Here is a 19,848-nt window from a genome sequence, read left to right as displayed (position 1 = left end):
TCGGGGCCCGGGCCACAATGGGGGGCGTGTCAGTCATCGACCGCTACGCCCCCAGCCCGACGTCCCGGCTGCACCTCGGGAACCTGCGCACCGCCCTGGCCGGGTGGTTGCTGACCCGCAGCGCCGGTGGCCGGTGGCTGATGCGGGTGGAGGACCTGGACGAGGCCCGCGTCCGGGCGGCAGGCGGGGTGGCACAGCAGCAACTCGACGACCTCTCGGCGCTGGGGCTGGGCTGGGACGGCGAGGTGGTGTGGCAGTCACAGCGCCGCGACGCCTACGCCGAGGCCGTCAGCTCGCTCGCGGATCGGACCTACGAGTGCTTCTGCACCCGGCGAGAGATCGCCGAGGCGTCGTCCGCACCCCACGACGACGGCTACCGGCCCTACCCGGGAACGTGTGCCCGGCTCGGCGCCGCCGAGGTTGCCCGGCGCCGCGAGGAGCGGCCCGCCGCCATCCGGGTGCGGGCGGAGGGAGCAGCCTTCACGGTCCACGACCTCCAGCTCGGTGAGGTCACCGGGTTGGTGGACGACTTCGTCCTGGTCCGCGGCGACGGCGCCCACTCCTACAACCTGGCCGTCACCGTCGACGACCTCGCGCAGGGCGTCACGCGCGTCACCCGCGGCGCGGACCTGCTCACGTCGGCCCCCAGGCAGGCGTGGCTGGCCAGCCAGCTGGGTGGCACGCCCCCGGACTATGCCCACGTCGGACTGGTCACCAACACCGACGGTGCACGCCTGGCCAAGCGCGACGGTTCCGTCACCCTCGGAGACCTCGCCGAGCGGGGCTGGGATTCGCGCCGGGTGCTGGCCGAGCTCACGTCGTCGCTGGGTCTGGGCAGGCACGAGACGACGGAGGCCGCGCTGGGCGCAATGCCCGAGCGCGGCCTGCCGGAGGCGGGTGGCCCCTTCTGGCGCGGTGCCGTGTGGCACGACGCCGAGGGGCGGCTGCGCGGGCAGTGAGCCCGCGCCGGTTCAGGACGCGGTGGTGGCGTCCAGGATGTCGATGACGTAGACCAGGGTCTGGCCGGCGTCGAGTCCGGTCTGGGCGTCACCGTCGGGGTAGGCCAGCTCCGGCGGCACCACGAGCATGACGCGGGTGCCCGTCGGCAGGCCGTCGAGCCCCTGCTTCCAGCCCTCGATCAGCGAGTCGAGTGGTCCCTGCTGCGGCCGCCAGGCGTCCTCGAGCAGTTCACCGGTGGCCCACACCCAGGAGCGGTACTTCACCTGGATGGTGGAGCCCTCCCCCACGGTCGCGGTGCCGGCGCCCTCGATGAGGGGCTGGACGACGAGTTCGGCGGGTGCCTCCCCGGCCGGCGCGGCCAGTTCGGGGGTGCCGCTGGTCATGTCCACGACGGGCAGTTCGGCGGCGGGCTCCACCGGGGCGCCGGTGGCCTCCTCGAAGTTCGCGCTGATGATGTCGACGACGAACACCAGCGAGTCGCCCACCTCAATGCCCGCATTGGGGTTGCCCTGGGCGTAGCCGTCCTCAGACGGCATCCCGATCAGGACGCGGGACCCTACGCTCTGGCCGGCCAGTCCCTTCGCGAAGCCGGGCACGACCTCCTGCAGCGAGAAGGACGTGGCGGCCCCGCGCTCCCAGGAGCTGTCGAACATCTCGCCGGTGCGGCCGTTGTAGCCCGCGTAGTTCAGGCTCACCGTGCTGGTCTCCGTGAGCACTTGGGCGCCGTCGGCCGCGGGTGTCAGGACCTTCGTGCGGGTCTCGTCGATGGCCCACGGAGCCGGAACGGTGACCTCGGGCACGTCCCCCTCGGAGACAGTGATGGCCTCCAGGTCCGCGGACGGCGTGATGGTCACGCTCGGGGACGGGCTGGCACTCGGCGACTCGCCGGCACTGGCCGTGCTGGTGGTCTCCGGGTCCGGGGTGGGGGTGCCGTCGGTGCTGGCCTGGCCACAGGCGCTGAGCCCGAGTCCGGCGATTGCGGCGATTGCCACGAACGCGCGGCGAGGACGGAACAGATCACGGGTGAAACTCACGCCGGGAATCCTACCCGAACCTCCCTAGCACCCCAGAACCAGGATCAAACCCCTTGTCAGCCGTCGATCAGGTCCAGCAGCGAGCCCAGCTCCTCGCGGGTCAGCTCTCGGGTGGTGCCCACCTTGAGGGAGCCGAGGCGCACCGGGCCGATGGCAACGCGCGCCAGCCTGTCCACGGGGTGGCCGACGGAGTCCATCATGCGGCGCACGATCCGGTTGCGGCCCTCGTGCAGGGTGACGGTCAGCAGGCTGCGGCCGTCGCCCCTGGTCTTCAGGGAGACACGGTCAGGGCGGACGGGCCCGTCCTCGAGGGTGATGCCCTTCTCCAGCCGCTTGATGGTGCGGTTCTCGACGTTGCCGGCCACCTCGGCGAGGTAGGTCTTGGGGATCTCGTACGACGGGTGGGCCAGCTTGTGGGCGAAGTCGCCGTCGTTGGTGAGGATGATCAGGCCCTCGGTGTCGGTGTCCAGGCGTCCGACGTGGAACAGCCGCTCCTTGGTGCGGGGCAGGTAGTCGCTGAGGGTGGGGCGGCCCTCGGGGTCCTCCAGCGTGGACACGACACCGCGCGGCTTGTTGAGCAACACGTAGAGGTGACGGCGCGGCGGCGGGATGCGGGAGCCGTCGACGCGGATGGTGTCGCGCTCCGGGTCCACCCGCATGCCCTGTTCGGTGACGACCTTCCCGTTGACCTCCACCCGGCCCTCGTCGATAAGGATCTCGCTGGCCCTGCGGGAGGCGATCCCCGCGGCGGCCAGCACCTTCTGCAGCCGGATGCCCTCGGGCTCGGTGGCGTTCATTCGTCCTCCTGGGGATGGTCCTCGACCGGTTGTTCTCCTACGAGCCTGCTGAGCTCAGCCTCCAAGGCTACGGCGTCGGGCAGTAGTGGGGCCAAGTCGGGCAGTTCCTGCAGGGAGTCGAGCCCGAGTTTCTGCAGGAACAGCGCCGTCGTGGTGAAGGTCATGGCGCCGCTGGTGGGGTCCTCCCCCGCCTCGGCGATCAGTCCGCGCACGAGGAGGGTCTTGACCACGCCGTCGACGTTCACGCCACGGATGCCGGCGATCCGGCCCCGGGTGACGGGCTGCAGGTAGGCGATCACGGACAGGGTCTCTAGCGCCGCCTGGCTGAGGCGGGCCCGCTGGTCGGAGACCACCCAGGCCTCGATCACCTCGGAAAGGTCCTCGGCCGTGGCCAGCCGCCACCCGCCCGCGACACGTCGCAGCTCGAAGCCGCGCTCGGTGTCCACGTAGTGCCGGGCGATCGCCTCCAGTTCCGAGACCACCTCCGCCTCGGGAACCTCGAGCGCGGCCGCGAGTTCTGCCGAGGTGACGGGTTCAGTGGCCATCAGAAGCATGGCCTCGAGTGCGCGGGAAAGGCTCATCGGTCCTCCGGTTGCGGCAGTTGGTCGTACTCTTCGACGTCGGGCAGTTCGGCGTCCTCGCCACCCACCCAACGGATGTGGAGCTCGGTGAGCGCCCCGGCCTGTTCGAAGGCCACCTGGCGGGCGCGGAACAGCTCGAGGATGGACAAGAAGCGCACGACGGTGGTGAGCCGGTCGCATCCGTCGACCAGGGCCCGGAACGTCAGCGACCCGGATTCCCGGAGCCGGCGCGAGACCTGCGCCACCTGGTCCACGACGCTGACGTTGGCGCCGTGCAGGTGGGTCAGTTCGACGGTGGGTTCGGGTTTCGGAGTCAGGGCGGTGGCTGCGAGGCGGGCGACGTCGTCGGGCCCGATGGGCAGCTCCACCTCCGGCAGGACCGAGCGGAACTGCTCCTCCAGGCCACCGGGGCGCCAGTGGGTGAGGCTGGCGGCGTCGATGTTGCCGGCCACCCAGTCGGCGAGCTGCTTGAAGGCGCGGTACTGCAGGAGGCGGGCGAACAGCAGGTCGCGGGCCTCGAGCGCTGCCAGGTCCTCCGGCTCGGTCACCTCACCGCCGGGCAGCAGCCGGGCCGCCTTCAGGTCCAGGAGGGTGGCCGCCACCAGCAGGAAGGAGCTGGTCTTGTCCAGGTCCCAGACCTCGCCGCCGGCCTTCACGTAGGCGATGAACTCGTCGGTGACCTGGCTCAGGGCGACGGTGGTGACGTCGAGTTCACGACGCCCGATGAGCTGCAGCAACAGGTCGAAGGGCCCCTCGAAGTTGTCCAGGTGGACGTCGAAACCGGCCACCTGGTCCTGGTGCTCGGGGCGGGCCTGCGCCTTGCCCCGCTTGCTCATCACTGCCGGCGCAGTTCTTCCACGACGGCGGATTCCTCACCGTTCTCCGCGACGTCGGCCAGGGCGAGCGCGACGGCCGTGCGCACCAGCCGGCCCCGGTCCAGGGCGAGGCCGTGGTGCCGCTTCAGGTTCAGCGTCGCGTCCTCGAGGGCGAAGAGTTCCTCGGATGAGAAGTAGACGGTGATCTTCTGGTCGTGGCGGACGCGGCCGGTGGCGGCGGGGGTCGGGGTCGGCGAGGCGGGTTGCTTGGTGCGCTTCGCCGTGCGCTCCTCGCCGTCGACGGGCTTGTCGGAGGCCTCCCGGGGTGTGCTGGCACGCTCGGCGGCGGCTCTCTGTGCCCGGGTGGGGCGGAACAGTTCGTTGGCCCCGGGCAGCGTGGCCCGGCCCTTCCTCACTGGTCCTGGCATCGCTGCAGCACCTCCCGCGCGAGCTGGCGGTAGGCGTCGGCGCCGGGGGATGCGGAGGCGTAGGTGGTGATCGGCTCGCCGGCTACCGTCGTCTCCGGGAACTTCACCGTGCGGCGGATGACGGTGTGGAACACGTCGTCGCCGAACGCCTGCACCACGCGCTCCAGCACTTCGCGGGCGTGCAGGGTGCGCGAGTCGTACATGGTGCCGAGGATGCCGAGGATCTCCAGGTCCGGGTTCAGCCGGTCCGAGACCTTGGAGATGGTGTCGGTGAGCAGCGCGATGCCGCGCAGGGCGAAGAACTCGCACTCCAGGGGCATCAGGACGTAGTCGCTGGCGGTGAGCGCGTTGATGGTGAGCAGGCCGAGGCTGGGTGCGCAGTCGATGAGGATGAAGTCGTACTGCGAGCGCAGGTGCCGCAGCACCCTGGTGAGGGTCTGCTCGCGGGCCACCTCACTGACCAGTTGCACCTCGGCGGCCGACAGGTCGATGTTGCTCGGCAGGATGTCGAGGTCCGGCACCGTCGACTCGCGGATCACCTCGTCGGCGGTGTACTGCTTGCTCAGCAGCAGGTTGTAGATGCTCTTGTCGAGGGTGTGCGGGTTGACGCCCAGCCCCACCGACAGCGAGCCCTGCGGGTCGAAGTCCACGAGCAGCACCTTGTAGCCCAACTCCGCGATGGCAGCACCCAAGTTGATGGTTGTGGTGGTCTTGCCCACGCCACCCTTCTGGTTGCACATCGAGATGACCTGGGCGTGCATCCGCCGGTCTGGATCCGGCGGCGCCGGCTGCGGGAACGTCGGCAGCGGTCGTCCGGTGGGCCCGATCTCCCCGGTGTCCACGAGCGTGGAGGTCCCCGGTGCGTCGGGGACCTCGAACTTCGCTGTGCCATCGCTGAACAGGCCCTCTTCGGTCACGGGATGCCTCCTTGTCGACTATTGGACCACCCTAGTGCCCCTCGGCCCACCTAGGCACGCGGCGTCGACGAACGATTGCGGTTGGATGGGTGCTCCCGACGCTACCCGTCCCGCGGACGCTACCAATGGCGCAGACGCTACCGCCATGGGCGTGGGCGGTTGGTGCTGGCGGTAGCGTCTGGCGCGACACCACCCGTCAGGCCGCCATCCGCCCCTGCCAGTCCATCGCTCGCCGCACGCGCCGCGCAAGTCCGGGACCGTCGTTGGCCAGGGTCCAGCCCCATCTCACGGGCCAGTACCCCTCACCGCGGAGGGCTTCCTCACGCTCCTTCTCAGCCATGATCGCGTCCTCAGGAGTGACCCCCGGCTTGAGCAACTGACCGTACTTCCACTTGCCGTCGACCTCCCCCACCAACTTGTGCTCGTCCCACAGGAAGTCGGCTCTGGCGACCAACTCCCCCGCGGCGTCACGGATCTTCACCTGCAGGTCCGGCATCGGGACTCCGAAGCGCGCGAACTGGACCCGGCTCAACGATTCAGCCGGCGACTCGGCGCGGGCGTCCGCGAAGGCGAGCGCACGTCGCGCCACCGGCAGACCTCGCAGCCGACCATGACGCCCCAACGCGGCTTCCAACTCCTCCCTGCTGACTTCGGCCCGCAGTCCTGCATCGCATGCTGCAACGCCCCACTCGTATGGGAGCGTCCGTGCCAGATCTGCGACGGTGCGTGCCCAGGTGGTAACCCGCTGCCCGTCCACCACGGTCACCTCATCGTCCTCGAGCGGCAACGCGAACGTTCGCAGGTAGGCACTGGCCCTGCCGTGGGACTTGCTCCGACGGGTCATGCTCACGCGTCCCAGACTCGCCCACGGGACGGGCAGGCCATGGACGCACGCGGCGGACCAGTGGCTCAGGACGTTGCCATCGTGCACCTTCTCGGCTGTGGCTCGCACCAGGTGCAGGTGCTCACCCACCCGATCCAGTTCAGTGGGGAGTCGATAGACGCCTCGTCGGACCCGGACTAGCGCGCCGGTGCGCAGCCGGGCCCTGATGTCGGCTTCCTGTAGCCCGTTCGTCAGCAACTGTGCGTGGGTGAACTGCCGGTCCTCGTTCATCGTCCGATTCCAGCCCGTCGCGCAGGCCTCCGCAACCCATGATCGCGAGACTGTGGAAAATTCGAGCGTGAGCGGCCCTACGACGTCGCGCGGCTCGGTCGTGGAAGCTACCCAGGACTCAGACGCTACCGCCATGGCGGTAGCGGATAACGCTCCAGGTAGCGTCTAGCGTCAGGGGTAGCGTCTGGCTGCGTGGGCGCGCGCCCGGCCGCCTTGTCCGCCGCGCCGACGTCAGCGGGCGCGGGGGTGCGCACCGAGGTAGACCTCACGCAGGCTGTCGATCGTCACCAGTGTGTAGATCTGGGTGGTGGCGACGGAGGCGTGGCCCAGGAGCTCCTGCACCACGCGGACGTCGGCGCCGCCGTCGAGGAGGTGGGTGGCGAACGAGTGGCGCAGGGAGTGCGGCGAGACCTCGGTGCTGATGCCGGCGCGCTCGGCGGTGGCGCCGATCACGGCCCACGCGGACTGCCGCGAGAGGCGCCCGCCGCGCTGGTTCAGCAGCAGGGCGGGCTGGGCGCGACGGGCACGCTCGGCCAGGACGGGGCGGCCGCGCACCAGGTAGGCGTCGACGGCGGCGCGGGCGTAGCTGCCCAGAGGCACGATGCGCTCCTTGCCGCCCTTGCCCAGCAGCCGCAGCCCGGCGTCGTTGTCGTCGAGGACGGCGGTGAGGTCGTCGACGTCGAGGGCGCAGACCTCGGAGATGCGCGCGCCGGTCCCGTACAGCAACTCCAGCAGGACGGCGTCGCGCAGGCCGACGACGTCGTCGCGGTCGGGTGCGTCGAGCAGGTCCTGCACCTCGGCGACGGTGAGTGCCTTCGGCAGCCGCTGCTCCAGCTTGGGCGGGTGCAGTTCGAGGGCCGGGTTGGCCGGGGTGAGGCCCTCCTCGTGCGCGAACGCGTGGAGGTTGCGCACGGACACGACGACGCGGGCCACGGATGCGCGCGCCACCTGGGGGGACAGTTCCCGCACGAACTCCGACAGTTCCACGAGCGTCACCCCCGAGAGGTCCTCGATCCCCCGTTCCCGCAGGAACAGCACGTACCGGGCGAGGTCGCGCCGGTAGGCGGCGACGGTGTTGGCGGCGAGCCCGCGCTCGACGCGCACGTGCCCGAGGTAGTCGGCGACGACGTCGTCCAGGTTGGCCATGGCAACAGATCGTATCGGCGCCCTCAGCGCAGCGACGCCACCAGCTCGGCCAATAGCCGGGTGACCTCGGCCGACATCTCGTCGTCACCGATCGTGGGAGTGCCGTCGCCGGACTGCGGCCCGTAGTCGCCGAAGGAGGCGTGGCTCGCCCCCGCGATCTCGACGAACTCGGCGTCCTCGGGCAGCAGGTGGGCGGCGTCGGAGATCTTGGCGGGGGTGGACAGGCCGTCTTCCGAGCCGGAGATGCTGAGCACCGGGATGCCGGATGCGGACAGGTCGGTGGCGCAGTAGGAGGCGAACAGGACCAGAGCCTCGGCGTCCTCGGCGAGTGAGCAGGCCCGGACCCCGCCCAGGGAGTGGCCGCCGACGAGCCAGGTGTCGACGTCGGGCGCCAGTCGGGTGAACGAGTCGAGTCCGCGCAGGTCGAAGAAGGCCAGGTTCAGCCAGGGCCGGGTGATGACGACGGTGACGCCCTCCTCGGCCACCACCCCGGCCAGCCGGGCGACGTAGGCCTCGGCCTCCACCTTCCCACCGGGGATGAACACCAGACCGGCGCCGGCAGTCTCCCCGGCCAGGGCGAGGACCAGTGCACCGCCCACGTCGCTGACCTCCACGGCGGGGTCGCCCTGGACCGCGGCCAGCGGCTCGGGCTCGGCCGCGAGGACGCCCACCTGGCTCCACACGAGCATCCCGATCACGAGCAGCGCCAGCAGCGCCCCGAGCGAGCCAAGGACCCCGGTCAGGATTCGGCCGGCCCGACGCCGGGCGGTCATGGGCGCTGGTCGCGAATCGGCCAGGGCGCGTCCGCGGGGCGGAGCGAGTCCAGCCGGCCGCCGAGGATGGCGGCCTCCAGCGCCAGGACGCCGGCGACGAGGCTCGGGTTCTGGCACCGGCCCTCGAACACGGCCCTGGTGAGCTCCGCCCGGTCCACCCAGTCCCACGTCATGTGGGCCTCCTCCCCTTCGAGGACGAAGCCGTCCGGGCGCGCGGCGGCGGAGACCCCCCTGGCCAGGTAGACGCGCAGCGACTCCTGGGAGGATCCGGGCGTGGTGCAGAAGTCGACGAGCACGCGCCAGTCGTCGGCGCCGAGTTCGACCTCCTCCGCGAGTTCGCGACGGGCGGCGTCCACCCAGTGGGCGTCGTCGGCGTCGATCAGCCCGGCCGGGATCTCCACCAGTTCCATGCGGACGGGGTGGCGGTACTGGCGCAGCACCACCACGGCGTCGCGGTCCTCGTCCCAGGCCACCACCGCGACGGCCCCCGGATGGGTCAGGTACTGGCGCTGCACGGCGTCGCCGGAGGGGGTGATCACGGTCTCGTTCACGAAGTTGGAGACCCAGCCCCTCCCGAGGACGTCGCGGTCACGAACCTGCCAGTCGGTGGGCTTGTCAGCGATCATGCCGACAGCTTACGGTCCAGCGCCGCCCTCACCAGCCCCGCGAACAGGGGGTGGGCACGGTTGGGCCGCGACTTCAGCTCCGGGTGGGCCTGGGTGGCGACGTAGAAGGGGTGCACGTCGGTGGGGAGCTCGACGAACTCCACCAGCGAGGAGTCCGGGGAGACGCCGGAGACGACCAGCCCGGCGGCCTCCAGCTGGGCGCGGTAGGCATTGTTGACCTCGTAGCGGTGGCGGTGGCGTTCGGTGACCTCGGCGCTGCCGTAGAGGGAGCGCACGAGCGACCCCTCCGCCAGCTGCGCCGGATAGGAGCCGAGCCGCATCGAACCGCCCAGGTCTCCCCCGCCGTCGACGATGGCCACCTGCTCCGCCATGGTGGCGATCACGGGGTGGGCGGCCTCGGGCTCGAACTCGGACGACGCGGCACCGTCGATGTCGGCCAGGTTGCGCGCGGCCTCGATCACCATGCACTGCAGGCCCAGGCACAGACCGAGGGTGGGGATGCCGTGCTCGCGTGCGTGGGTGAGGGCTCCGAGCTTCCCCTCGACGCCGCGGATCCCGAAACCTCCGGGGACGCAGATCGCGTCGACGTCGCCGAGCTGGGCCGCCGCCCCCTCGGGGGTGTCGCAGTCGTCGGAGGCCACCCACCTGATGTTGACCTTCGCCCAGTTGGCGAAGCCACCGGCCCGCAGGGCCTCGGTGACCGAGAGGTACGCGTCGGGCAGGTCCACGTACTTGCCGACCAACGCGACGGTGACCTCGGCGCGGGGCGACTCGACCCGCTCCAGCAGGTTGCCCCAGGTGTCCCAGTCCACGTCCCGGAAGCTGAGGTTGAGGCGGCGCACCAGGTAGGCGTCGAGCCCCTCGGCGTGCAGCACCTTGGGGATGGCGTAGATCGACGGCGCGTCGGCGCAGGAGATCACGGCCTCCTCCTCGACGTCGCACATCAGGGCGATCTTGCGCTTGAGGCCGGCCTCCACCTCGTAGGCGGAGCGGCACACGATGGCGTCGGGCTGGATGCCCACCTGCCGCAGCGCCGCGACGGAGTGCTGGGTGGGCTTGGTCTTCATCTCGCCGGAGGGCTTGATGTAGGGAACCAGCGAGACGTGGAGGAAGAACACGTGGTCCCTGCCGACGACGTGGCGCACCTGGCGGGCGGCCTCGAGGAACGGCTGGGACTCGATGTCGCCGACGGTACCGCCGATCTCGTGGATCACGACGTCGATGTCGGGGCCGGCCATCGCCAGCATCGAGTCCCGGATCTCGTTGGTGACGTGCGGGATGACCTGGACGGTGTCGCCCAGGTAGTCGCCGCGGCGTTCCTTGGCGATCACCGACGAGTAGACCTTGCCGGTGGTGATGTTGGCCTCGGCGGACAGGTTCACGTCCAGGAAGCGTTCGTAGTGCCCGATGTCCAGGTCAGTCTCGGCCCCGTCCTCGGTGACGAAGACCTCCCCGTGCTGGAACGGGTTCATGGTCCCCGGGTCCACGTTGAGGTAGGGATCGAGCTTCTGCATGGTCACGCGCAGGCCGCGCGCCACGAGCAGGTTGCCGAGGCTGGAGGCCGTGAGCCCCTTGCCGAGCGACGAGACGACGCCCCCGGTGACGAATACGTGCTTGGTGTTCTTGGTGTGCTCCACGGACCTCCAGCCTACGGCTCGGCCCCGCGATCGCCATCATCGAGGGGAACCTTTTAACACCATCGTTACGTCCCGGGGTGACAGGATGGGGGGATGCTGCCACTGGAGTTGCCCATCGACCCGATGCTCGCCAAGGGCGTCGACGAGGTGCCCGTCGGGGACTTCGCCTACGAGCCGAAGTGGGACGGTTACCGCTGCATCATCATCCGCGACGGTGACACCCTTGAGTTGGGGAGCCGCGGCAAGAAGCCGCTGACGAGGTACTTCCCCGAACTCCTGCCCGCCGTCGCCTCGCTGCCCGAGCGTTGCATCCTGGACGCGGAGGTGATCGAACGGGTCGGGGATCCGGGGGCCGAGCGCCTCTCATGGGACGTCCTGAGCCAACGCATCCACCCCGCCGAGAGCCGGGTGCGGATGCTGTCCGAGCAGTTCCCGGCCGAGCTGGTCTGCTTCGACCTGCTCGCCCTCGGCGACGACGACTGGACCGGCCGCCCCTGGACCGAGCGACGGGCGAGGCTCGAGGAGTTGTTCGAAGCCGAACTCCACCCCAGCCTCCACCTGAGCGCCGTCACCCGTGACCCCGCCGTAGCGAAGGACTGGTTCGCGCGGTTCGAGGGCGCCGGGCTCGACGGCGTGGTGGCCAAGCGCCTGGACGGCACCTACGAGCAGGGCAAGCGTTCGATGCTGAAGATCAAGCACAAGCGGACCGCCGAGGCTGTGGTGGTGGGCTACCGGGTGCACAAGAGCGGCGAGGGGGTCGGCTCGCTGCTGCTGGCGATGTACGGCGACGACGGCGAACTCCACCGCATGGGCGGCATCGTCGGCTTCCCCATGAAGATGCGGCGCGAGCTGCTGGAGGAGTTGCAGCCGCTGGTGCTGGAGGAGGCCGACCCCGGGCTCGAGGCGCCGGCCTCCCGGTTCTCCGCCGGGCGCGACCAGTCCTGGGTGCCGCTGTCGCCGGAGATCGTGGTGGAGGTGGCGTTCGACCAGCTCGAGGGCAACCGGTTCCGGCACGCGGCCACGTTCCTGAGGTTCCGGCCGGACCGGGACCCGGAGTCCTGCCGGATCGACCAGGTGGACCGGGCGATCGCCTACGACCTGGCCGAGGTGCTGGCCACCTGAGCCGACCTCAGACCAGTCCGACCCGCTCGATGAAGGCGTTGACGAAGCGGTCCTCCGGGTCGAGGCTTCTTCGCAGCGCCCGGAAGTCCTCCCAGCGCGGGTAGAGGGCGGCGAGCCGCTCGTGGCGGGCGAACACCTTGCCCCAGTGCGGACGGGCCGTCTGCGGGAGGGCCTCCTCGACGGCCGGCAGCACCGCCGCGACCGCCCCGGTGTCGCGCACCCACGTGAAGTGGATGCCGACGACGTCGCCGCCGTGGGCCTCGCTCAACCAGAGGTCGTCCCCTGCGACGGTGCGGACCTCGCAGACCTGAACCAGCGGCGACAGCCGCGGTGACAGGGCACGGACGGCGTCGATGGCGGCCGGGAACTCGGCACGGGGCACCAGGTACTCGCTCTGGATCTCCTCCCCCGCCGACGGCGTGAACTCCAGCCGGAAGTGCGGGAGCCTGTCGAACCATGCCCCCGCGAGCCCCAGCTGCTCGGTGGCGGGTTGCGGGTCGATGCCGGGGATCGGGTGCCGGGCCCCGGTGGCGGCGACGAGTCCGGAAAGTGGTTCCCACGGGGCGGTGCCGGAGCGGGACTTCACCCAGAGCTGGTCCACCAGGTCCGCGCTGCGCCAGGTGGTGAACAGGCTGACGCTGTCCCCGGCGCCGGTGATCTCGTCGAAGTTCTCCAGGACGGCGTCCCAGTCCGCTCCTTCATAGACGGTCTGGGCCACCTGGTAGTCCGGCTCGACGGCGAGGGTGACGTGCGTCACCACGCCCAGCGCACCCAAGGACACGACGGCACCCTCGAAGCGCTCGTCGCCGCGTGCGATGTGGCGGTGGGTCCCGGTGCCGTCGACCAGATCCAGCGCCACCACCTGCGTGGCGAGGGAACCGATCCGGTTGCCGGAGCCGTGGGTGCCGGTGGCCACGGCCCCGGCGATGGAGATGTGCGGCAGCGATGCCAGGTTGGGCAGGGCCCAGCCCCGGTCTGCGAGCAGCGCCGCGATGTCGCCGTAGCGCAGCCAGCCGGGGACCCGGACGGTGCGTGCCGAGGCGTCCAGTTCCACGTCGCGCTCGAGGTCCACGGGGATTCCCTGCAAACTAATGAGGCCGTGGGGCGAGTCCGCGAGGTCGTTGAAGGAGTGCCGGGACCCGAGCACGCGCAGCCGGTCCGCCGTGGTGATCAGCCCGGGCAGCTCGCCCAGGTGGGTGGGCAGGAGGAGTTCCTTCGCACCGTAGGCGACGTTGCCGGCCCAGTTGGTGCCCACTGCCGGCATCAGCGGCCTCCCACCCAGATGCCGGCCTCTTCCCAGTAATCCACGAGGGCGGGCACGTTGTCCGGGGTGACCGCTGCGGTCAGGTCCAGCAGGACGGAGGTGTCGAACCCCTCGCTGAGCGCGTCCTCCGCGGTGGCGCGCACGCAGTGGTCCGTGGCGATGCCGACGATGTCGACGTCGGTGACCTCCTTGGACCGGAGGAACTCCGCCAGGCCGACGTCCGCGGCGGAATGGTCCACGCCCTCGAAACCGGAGTAGGCGGCGGAGTACTCACCCTTGTCGAAGACGCCGTCGAAGTCGCGGAAGGTGAGGTTCTCGTGGAACTCGACGCCGGGGGTGCCGACGACGCAGTGCGGCGGCCAGGAATCGATGAAGTCGGGTTCGTCGCTGAAGTGGCGCCCGGGATCGATGTGGTGGTCCCGGGTTGCCACCACCACCTCGTAGCCGTGGTCCCCCGCGAGCAGCGTGCTGATCCGCGCGGCCACGTCCGCTCCCCCGGCGACGGCAAGGGAACCGCCCTCGCAGAAGTCGTTCTGGACGTCGACGACGATGAGTGCTCTCGTCATTGCAGCTCCCCTGTGTTGGCGATGGGCCCACCCTATCGCCCCGGGTTCACTCGCCCCGGGCGCGGCCCAGGAGTTCGGTGGCGTGCTCGACGCCGACCTCGGACTCGCCGGAGCCGCCCATCATGCGGGCCAGTTCCGCGCCGCGCTCGTCGTCGTCCAGTCGACGGATGTCTGAGGTGGTGACCTGGCCGTCGCTGGACTTGGCGATCACGAAGTGGGCGTCGGCGTAGGCGGCCACCTGCGCCAAGTGCGTGACCACGATCACCTGGGACTTCGCTGCGAGCCGCTTGAGGCGCTTGCCGATCTCGAGGCCGACGGCCCCGCCGACACCGGCGTCGACCTCGTCGAACACGTAGGTGTGGCTGCCCGTCTGCGAGGCGAGGATCACCTCGAGCGCGAGCCGGACCCGGGAGAGCTCACCGCCGGAGGCGACCTTGCCCAGGGGGGCCGGTGCCGAGCCGGGGTTGGCGGTGAACATCAGTTCCACCTTGTCCCAGCCGTGCGGCCCGAGGTCTGTGCGGGTGAGCTGGAACTCGAGGCGGGCGTGCGGCATCGCGAGCGCTGCGAGTTCGGCCCTGACTGCCTCACTGAGTTGGTCGGCGGCACGCTGCCGGTCCTCCGAGATGCCCGCCGCCGCCCGGGCGAGCCGCTCGTCGAGTTCGGCCACGCGTTCGGTGAGCCGGCCGATGCTCTCGTCCGCTCCCTCCAGCTCTCCGAGCCGCTCGACGGCCTTCCGCGCCCAGTCGATGACGTCGCTGAGCTCGGGCCCGTACTTGCGGGTGAGCGCCACCAATTGGGCCCTGCGCTCGGCCACCGCCTCGAGCCGGATGGGATCGGTGACGAGGTCGGTGGCATAGCTGGCCACCTCGGAGGCGATGTCGTGCAGGGTGTAGCTGGCCTCACGGATCCGGTCGGCGAGCTCGGCTGCGGTCTCGTCGCGTTCCGCGAGTTGCTCCGCGGACTTGCGGGCCTCGTCGAGGAGGCCCACGGCGCTGGGCGCGTCGAAATCGTCCTCGTCGCCGCTGAGCGCGCGCTGGGCCGTGGCCGCCAGTTCCTTGAGGTGGTCCGCGTCCTGCAGGCGCAACGCCTCGGTGGCCAGGGCGTGGTCCTCGCCGTCGACGGGCTCCACCGCGTTGATCTCCTCCAGCCCGAAACGCAGCAGCTCGATCTCGCGGGTGCGGGTGCTCTCCTCCTCCACCAGACGGGCCAGCTCGGCAGCCACTTGCTTGCGCTCGGCCAGGTCCGCGCGGTACTGGACCAGCCCGACGGGCTTGGCGTACTCATCGAGAATCTCGCGTTGGCGCTCGCTGCTGGAGAGCCTGATCTGTTCGGACTGCCCGTGGATGGTGGCGAGTTCGGTGAGCGTGCCCGCGAGGGTCGAGACCGGCACCTGTGCCCCACCGACGACGGCCCGGGAGCGACCGTTGGCGCCGACCTGTCGACGGCAGACCAGTTCCTCCCCGTCGTCGACGTCCCCGCCGAGCTCGGCCACCTGTTCGGCCAGTTCGGGACCGACGATCCAGCGGCCCTCGACGACGGCGCGCTCGTTGCCGTGGCGCACGACCCCGGAGTCGGCCTTGGCCCCGAGCAGCAGGCCCAGGCCGGCCACGATCATGGTCTTGCCGGCACCGGTTTCACCGGTCAGGGCAGTCAGTCCGGGGCCGAGCGGGACGGTGGCGTCCTCGACCACCCCGAGTCCGTTCAGGTGCAGTTCTGTGAGCATCAGGCCTCTGGCTCGTGGGGGCGGCGCCAACCGTTGACGGGCAGCGCAAACTTCTTGACGAGTCGGGTGGTGAAGGGTTGCTGGGCGAGCCGAGCGAGGTGCAGTGGCGTGTCGTCGGCCCAGACCTGGATGACGTCGCCACTCTCGACGTCGGCGCTGCGGCGGCCGTCGCACCACAGGACGCCCGGGGTGTCGGTTGCGGGCAGGTCCATCCGGACCTTCGACGACGGGCTGAGCACCATGGGGCTGTTGAACAGGGCGTGCGCGGAGATCGGGATGACGAGCAGCGCCCGCACGTCCGGCCACACCACCGGCCCCCCTGCGGAGAATCCGTACGCGGTGGAACCGGTGGGCGTGGACACGAGAACTCCGTCGCATCCCCAGCGCGAGAGCGGCCGCTCGTCGATGCTGACCATGACGTTGAGCATCTTCTCGCGGGCCCGCTTCTCCAGGGAGACCTCATTGATGGCGAACGTGTCCCAGACCCGCTCACCGGCGGAGTTCTCGACCGTGACCTCGAGCACGAGGCGGTCCTCCACCTCGTAGTCGCGGTTGATCACCGCTTCGTGCAGGACGTGGATGTCTGAGGTCTCCAGTTCCGCGAGGAAGCCCACGTGTCCGAGGTTGACCCCGAGCAGCGGGACCCGCAGGGGATGGGCCCACTCGGCGGCACGCAGGATCGTCCCGTCGCCGCCGAAGACGACTGCGAGCTCCGCGGGCTCCTCACCCAGCGGGGCGAGACTGGCCGCGGGCACGAGTTCCCGCATCCGTTCCAGCTCCTCGGGGAACACGAGCACCTCGAAGCCGGCGTCGTGCATCTGCCCGATGAACTCGACGGCAGCCGAGATGGCTTCCGCCCTCTCGGGGTGCTGCAGTACGGCAACGGTTCGGGTCTCCACGCCCCCAGCCTATCGAGTGAACCTGACGAAGTACTCAACGTTGCCGTCCGCGCCGGGCAGTCGACTGGTCCCCCGCCAGTCACAGCGTAGGCCGAGGGCCTCCGCCGCGGCCACGACGTCGCTGACCGCCCGCTGCCGGAGCCGCTCGTCGCGGACCACGCCGCCGCTGCCCAGCCTTGCCCGGCCCACCTCGAACTGCGGCTTCACGAGCAGCAGCGCCTTCCCGTGGGGCGCGAGCACGGCGAACAGGGGTTCGAGGAGCAGGGTGAGTGAGATGAACGACACGTCCCCCACAACCAGGTCCACGGGTTCGTCCGCGACGTCTGCGAGGGTGAGATCGCGCAGGTTGAAGCCGTCGCGTCGCACGATCCTGGGGTCTTGGCCCAGCTCGGGCGCTAGTTGGTCGTGGCCGACGTCGAACGCGTAGACCAGCTCGGCGCCCCGCTCGAGGGAGACCTGGGTGAAGCCTCCGGTGCTGGCGCCGGCGTCGATCACCCGTCCGTGCACCTGAGTGCCGGAGTCCTCGAGCGCCCCCAGCAGCTTGTGGGCAGCCCTGGAGACCCAGGGGTCGATCTCCGCGCTGATCGCGCTCCCGTCCGTGACGGGCTGGGACGGCTTCGACGCCACCCGGCCGTCCACCACCACCTGCCCGTCCCCGATCAGTCGGGCGGCCTGGGTGCGTGAGCGCACCAGACCGCGGGCGACCAGCGCGACGTCGAGCCTCACGGCTGCCCGTGGACGCCCGGGATGCCCAACTGGTTGACGTCCTGGTTGTTCAGCACCGCGGCGAGGATGCCCTGGACCTCGTCGAGGCGCGCGAGCTGTTCGGGCGTCGTCAACTCAGCCACCCCGTCCAGCGAGTCCATCGCGTCCGCAACCAGTTGCTTGCGCTGCTCGAGCGCGGGTGTGGCGTCCCTCGGCGTCGGTGAAGTCATGGCACCCGAGCCTATCCTCAGCGCAGCTGGTCCAGGACGGACAGCACGGCGGCGATGTCGGTTCCCTGCTGCCAGCGGAGCTGGAGTGCCGCCCAGAGTGCGTCGAGTTGTTCCTCGCGGTCGCCGACGGGCGTGGCCAGGCGGGCACTGCCGTCGGCGAGCTCCAGCTGCTGGTCACCGCACCGGGCGCCGGATTCCGTCAGCTCGACGGTGCGGGCCGGGGCCAGCAGGCCGGAGACGTCCCAGGAGATGTGGGTGGGGCGGTACTCGGGCGCGGCGGCCGCGAGGTCCGTCTTGCCGTGGGCACCGGTGAACACGAACAGGGACTCCATCCCCACGGTGTTGGCGCCGAGAATGTCGGTGTCCAGCCGATCGCCGACGAACACCGGGTGCTGCGCACGCAGCCGCAAGACTGTCTCGTCCAGCAACGGCCGGAACGGCTTGCCGGCCACCTTTGGATCGACGTCGACGCAGGCGCGGACCACGGCCACCTGGGCTCCGCAGCCCGGCAGGATGCCGCGTTCGGTGGGCCGTGTCATGTCGGGGTTGGTGGCGTACCAGGCGGCGCCGCCCTGGATGGCGATCGCCCCCAGTTCCAGCAGTTTCCAGTCGACCTCGGGGTGGTAGCCCTGGACGACGGCCACGGGCTCGTCGGCCAGGGTGTGCACCGGGGTGAATCCCGCACCCGCGAGCTGCGAGGCCAGGGCCTCGGTGCCCACCACCAGGATCCGGGCACCTTCCGGCAGGTCTGCGGCGAGCATCCTCAGCGTCGCCTGTGTGCTGTTGACCACGTCAGACTCGACGGCCTCGATCCCCAACTCCACCAGGTGTTCGGCCACTGCCGCCGGCGTGCGGGCCGCGTTGTTCGTGACGAACCCGATGTGTGCGCCCGACTCCCTCAGTTCCTGCAGGGCCTCGGGGACGCCGTCGATCGCGTGCGGCCCCAGGTAGATGACCCCGTCGAGGTCGAACAGGGCCGCGTCGTAGGCCTTGATGAGTGCCGTCACTTCTGGGGCTCCTCGTCGACGGGCTGGTCCGCGTCCGGCTTCACGGGCTCCGGTACCGCGTCCGCCGGTGGCTGCGGCTGCTCGTGCTCGTCCTGCTCGATCTCGAAGTCGTCGGGGAGCACGATGCCGTCGATGCCAGCGACCCGGTCCGTCACGTCGAGCGCGCCCTCCCCGTCCAGCTTCTCGGCGGCCTCGAACCAACGCCGCGCCTCCTGCGAGTGCCCCTCCTCGAGGAGGAACTCGGCGTAGGCGTAGCGCAGGCGCGCTTGGGCCAGCCTCGGGCCCACCTTGTGGGAGATCGCCGTCTTGAGCAGGCGCATGGCCTCCCCGCGCTGCCCGAGGTCGTCGCGCACGCCCGCTTCCACGAGCAGGCACTCGATCTGCAGGCCGATGTTCTTGGTCCGAGGATCGAGGCTCGCGAGTAGTTCCAGCGCGTCCCGGGGGCGACCGAGCGCACGCTCGCAGTCCGCCATGACCGGCAGGAACTCGTCCCCGCCGTTCATCCGGCGGATGGCCCGGTACTCGCGCAGGGCCACGTCGTAATGGCCAGCTGCATATGCGGTCTCCGCTGCCGCCTCACGAACGATCGGGATTCGCCCGGCGCGGCGACGGGCGGCCTCGGCGTGCTTGAACGCGAGTTCCGGGTCACTGTCCACCAGCTCCCCGGCTGCCAGGATGTGGGCACCGACGATGTCCGCGAGTTCCTTCGGAAGTCCCTTCAGCTCCGCACGGACGCCGGCCGGCAGCAACGACGAGTCGAAGTCCGTGGGGGTGTCCGGCTCGTCAGCGGCCCGGGCGGTACCGGGACGTGGGACGTACTCCTCCTCCCTGGGTGGGCGGCGGTCGTCCCTGTCCCTGAAGCCTTCGTCCCGGCGCGGTCCCCGTGAGTCGGCGCGGAAGTCGTCGTCGCGGCGTGGGCCGCGGAAGCCACCGGAGCGAGAATCGCCGTCGCGGCGCGGTCCCCGCGAGGCACCACGCGAATCTTCGTCACGGCGCGGGCCCCGGAAACCACTGGGGCGGGAGTCACCCTCGCGTCGCGGTCCCCGCGAACCACCGCGCGACTCGTCATCACGGCGCGGACCCCCGAAACCACCGGAACGCGAGTCACCGTCGCGGCGCGGACCCCGGGAACTGCCGGAGCGGGAGCCGCCATCGCGGCGCGGACCGCGCGAGTCACCGGAGCGCGAGTCACCATCGCGGCGCGGCCTATGGGGTCCGCCGTCCCTGGACCCACCGCGCGGGCCCGACCCATCCCGGCTGGGACGCGAGCCGGGGGCGCGTCCTCCGGACTGCGGGCGGCCACCACTGCGGGGGCCGTCGGAGCGACGGTCCGGGCGTCCGCCGCGTGGGCGGTCCTCGGGTTCCGGTGTTGAGTTCTCAGACATGCGTTCATTCTCCCACAGGGCTGCTGACATCGAGCGTGCCGACGTTACCCGACGGCTGGTCCAACATGGAAATCTCCACCAACAAAAAATCACCCCCTGGCGTGAACCAGGGGGTGATT

21 protein-coding genes are annotated in these 19,848 nt (G+C 70.7%); 2 read left to right on the top strand and 19 right to left on the bottom strand.

The features are described from left to right. Positions 1–17 precede the first annotated feature (17 nt). Positions 18–959, top strand: a complete 942-nt coding sequence (gene gluQRS / locus ACYU7G_RS04430; RefSeq protein WP_461105201.1) for a tRNA glutamyl-Q(34) synthetase GluQRS — start codon at positions 18–20, stop codon at positions 957–959. Between the two features lie 12 nt (positions 960–971). Here gluQRS and ACYU7G_RS04425 read toward each other — a convergent pair whose 3' ends face one another. The 11 genes from ACYU7G_RS04425 to ACYU7G_RS04375 form a co-directional block, all read right to left on the bottom strand. Next, entirely contained in the window at positions 972–1,994 is a 1,023-nt protein-coding gene (locus ACYU7G_RS04425) for an FKBP-type peptidyl-prolyl cis-trans isomerase (protein WP_461105199.1), read from the bottom strand. A gap of 56 nt (positions 1,995–2,050) precedes the next feature. Continuing rightward, positions 2,051–2,791: a pseudouridine synthase gene (locus ACYU7G_RS04420; protein WP_461105197.1), complete on the bottom strand. Its 741-nt coding sequence runs from the start codon at positions 2,789–2,791 to the stop codon at positions 2,051–2,053. Next, the gene (gene scpB / locus ACYU7G_RS04415; protein WP_461105195.1) at positions 2,788–3,372 is read right to left on the bottom strand and encodes an SMC-Scp complex subunit ScpB; all 585 of its coding nucleotides are present in this window, start codon (positions 3,370–3,372) and stop codon (positions 2,788–2,790) included. Before scpB ends, ACYU7G_RS04420 begins: the two co-directional genes overlap by 4 nt. Continuing rightward, positions 3,369–4,208: a segregation and condensation protein A gene (locus ACYU7G_RS04410; RefSeq protein ID WP_461105193.1), complete on the bottom strand. Its 840-nt coding sequence runs from the start codon at positions 4,206–4,208 to the stop codon at positions 3,369–3,371. The genes scpB and ACYU7G_RS04410 overlap by 4 nt, the downstream gene beginning before the upstream one ends. After that, positions 4,208–4,615, bottom strand: coding sequence for a hypothetical protein (locus ACYU7G_RS04405; protein ID WP_461105191.1), 408 nt, complete (start codon positions 4,613–4,615; stop codon positions 4,208–4,210). The genes ACYU7G_RS04410 and ACYU7G_RS04405 overlap by 1 nt, the downstream gene beginning before the upstream one ends. Continuing rightward, entirely contained in the window at positions 4,600–5,517 is a 918-nt protein-coding gene (locus ACYU7G_RS04400) for a ParA family protein (protein WP_461105296.1), read from the bottom strand. The genes ACYU7G_RS04405 and ACYU7G_RS04400 overlap by 16 nt, the downstream gene beginning before the upstream one ends. Positions 5,518–5,728: 211 nt before the next feature. Next, complete coding sequence (locus tag ACYU7G_RS04395) at positions 5,729–6,646, bottom strand: hypothetical protein (protein WP_461105189.1); 918 nt, start codon at positions 6,644–6,646, stop codon at positions 5,729–5,731. Positions 6,647–6,877: 231 nt separating this feature from the next. Then, positions 6,878–7,792: a site-specific tyrosine recombinase XerD gene (xerD, locus tag ACYU7G_RS04390; protein ID WP_461105187.1), complete on the bottom strand. Its 915-nt coding sequence runs from the start codon at positions 7,790–7,792 to the stop codon at positions 6,878–6,880. Between the two features lie 23 nt (positions 7,793–7,815). Next, positions 7,816–8,565, bottom strand: coding sequence for an alpha/beta hydrolase (locus ACYU7G_RS04385; protein WP_461105185.1), 750 nt, complete (start codon positions 8,563–8,565; stop codon positions 7,816–7,818). Then, positions 8,562–9,191 (bottom strand): NUDIX domain-containing protein, encoded by a 630-nt coding sequence (locus tag ACYU7G_RS04380; RefSeq protein ID WP_461105183.1) that lies wholly within the window; start codon positions 9,189–9,191, stop codon positions 8,562–8,564. The genes ACYU7G_RS04385 and ACYU7G_RS04380 overlap by 4 nt, the downstream gene beginning before the upstream one ends. After that, positions 9,188–10,828, bottom strand: coding sequence for a CTP synthase (locus tag ACYU7G_RS04375; RefSeq protein WP_461105181.1), 1,641 nt, complete (start codon positions 10,826–10,828; stop codon positions 9,188–9,190). Before ACYU7G_RS04375 ends, ACYU7G_RS04380 begins: the two co-directional genes overlap by 4 nt. 93 nt (positions 10,829–10,921) lie before the next feature. On the opposite strand from ACYU7G_RS04375, the gene ACYU7G_RS04370 reads away from it, so the two are divergent. Continuing rightward, positions 10,922–11,950, top strand: a complete 1,029-nt coding sequence (locus ACYU7G_RS04370) for an ATP-dependent DNA ligase (protein WP_461105179.1) — start codon at positions 10,922–10,924, stop codon at positions 11,948–11,950. Positions 11,951–11,957: 7 nt separating this feature from the next. Here the strand turns inward: ACYU7G_RS04370 and ACYU7G_RS04365 are convergent, their stop codons facing one another. The 8 genes from ACYU7G_RS04365 to ACYU7G_RS04330 are packed head-to-tail and all read right to left on the bottom strand — an operon-like array spanning position 11,958 to position 19,729. Continuing rightward, positions 11,958–13,214, bottom strand: coding sequence for a D-arabinono-1,4-lactone oxidase (locus tag ACYU7G_RS04365; protein WP_461105177.1), 1,257 nt, complete (start codon positions 13,212–13,214; stop codon positions 11,958–11,960). Beyond that, positions 13,214–13,780 carry an isochorismatase family protein gene (locus tag ACYU7G_RS04360; protein ID WP_461105175.1) on the bottom strand — a complete coding sequence of 189 codons (567 nt, stop codon included), beginning with the start codon at positions 13,778–13,780 and terminating at the stop codon, positions 13,214–13,216. Before ACYU7G_RS04360 ends, ACYU7G_RS04365 begins: the two co-directional genes overlap by 1 nt. Before the next feature lie 46 nt (positions 13,781–13,826). Beyond that, the gene (gene recN, locus ACYU7G_RS04355) at positions 13,827–15,503 is read right to left on the bottom strand and encodes a DNA repair protein RecN (RefSeq protein WP_461105173.1); all 1,677 of its coding nucleotides are present in this window, start codon (positions 15,501–15,503) and stop codon (positions 13,827–13,829) included. Beyond that, on the bottom strand, positions 15,503–16,402 hold the full coding sequence (locus tag ACYU7G_RS04350; protein WP_461105171.1) for an NAD kinase: 900 nt from the start codon (positions 16,400–16,402) through the stop codon (positions 15,503–15,505). Before ACYU7G_RS04350 ends, recN begins: the two co-directional genes overlap by 1 nt. A gap of 9 nt (positions 16,403–16,411) precedes the next feature. Beyond that, positions 16,412–17,128: a TlyA family RNA methyltransferase gene (locus tag ACYU7G_RS04345; protein ID WP_461105169.1), complete on the bottom strand. Its 717-nt coding sequence runs from the start codon at positions 17,126–17,128 to the stop codon at positions 16,412–16,414. Beyond that, positions 17,125–17,337, bottom strand: a complete 213-nt coding sequence (locus ACYU7G_RS04340; protein WP_461105167.1) for a hypothetical protein — start codon at positions 17,335–17,337, stop codon at positions 17,125–17,127. Before ACYU7G_RS04340 ends, ACYU7G_RS04345 begins: the two co-directional genes overlap by 4 nt. 17 nt (positions 17,338–17,354) lie before the next feature. After that, positions 17,355–18,344 (bottom strand): HAD-IIA family hydrolase, encoded by a 990-nt coding sequence (locus tag ACYU7G_RS04335; RefSeq protein WP_461105165.1) that lies wholly within the window; start codon positions 18,342–18,344, stop codon positions 17,355–17,357. Continuing rightward, positions 18,341–19,729: a hypothetical protein gene (locus ACYU7G_RS04330; protein ID WP_461105163.1), complete on the bottom strand. Its 1,389-nt coding sequence runs from the start codon at positions 19,727–19,729 to the stop codon at positions 18,341–18,343. Before ACYU7G_RS04330 ends, ACYU7G_RS04335 begins: the two co-directional genes overlap by 4 nt. Positions 19,730–19,848: the final 119 nt, after the last annotated feature.

It is taken from the genome of Tessaracoccus terricola (assembly GCF_054776555.1).
Note: the sequence above shows the minus strand (reverse complement) of the source record. Positions and strands in the feature narration are given on the sequence as shown.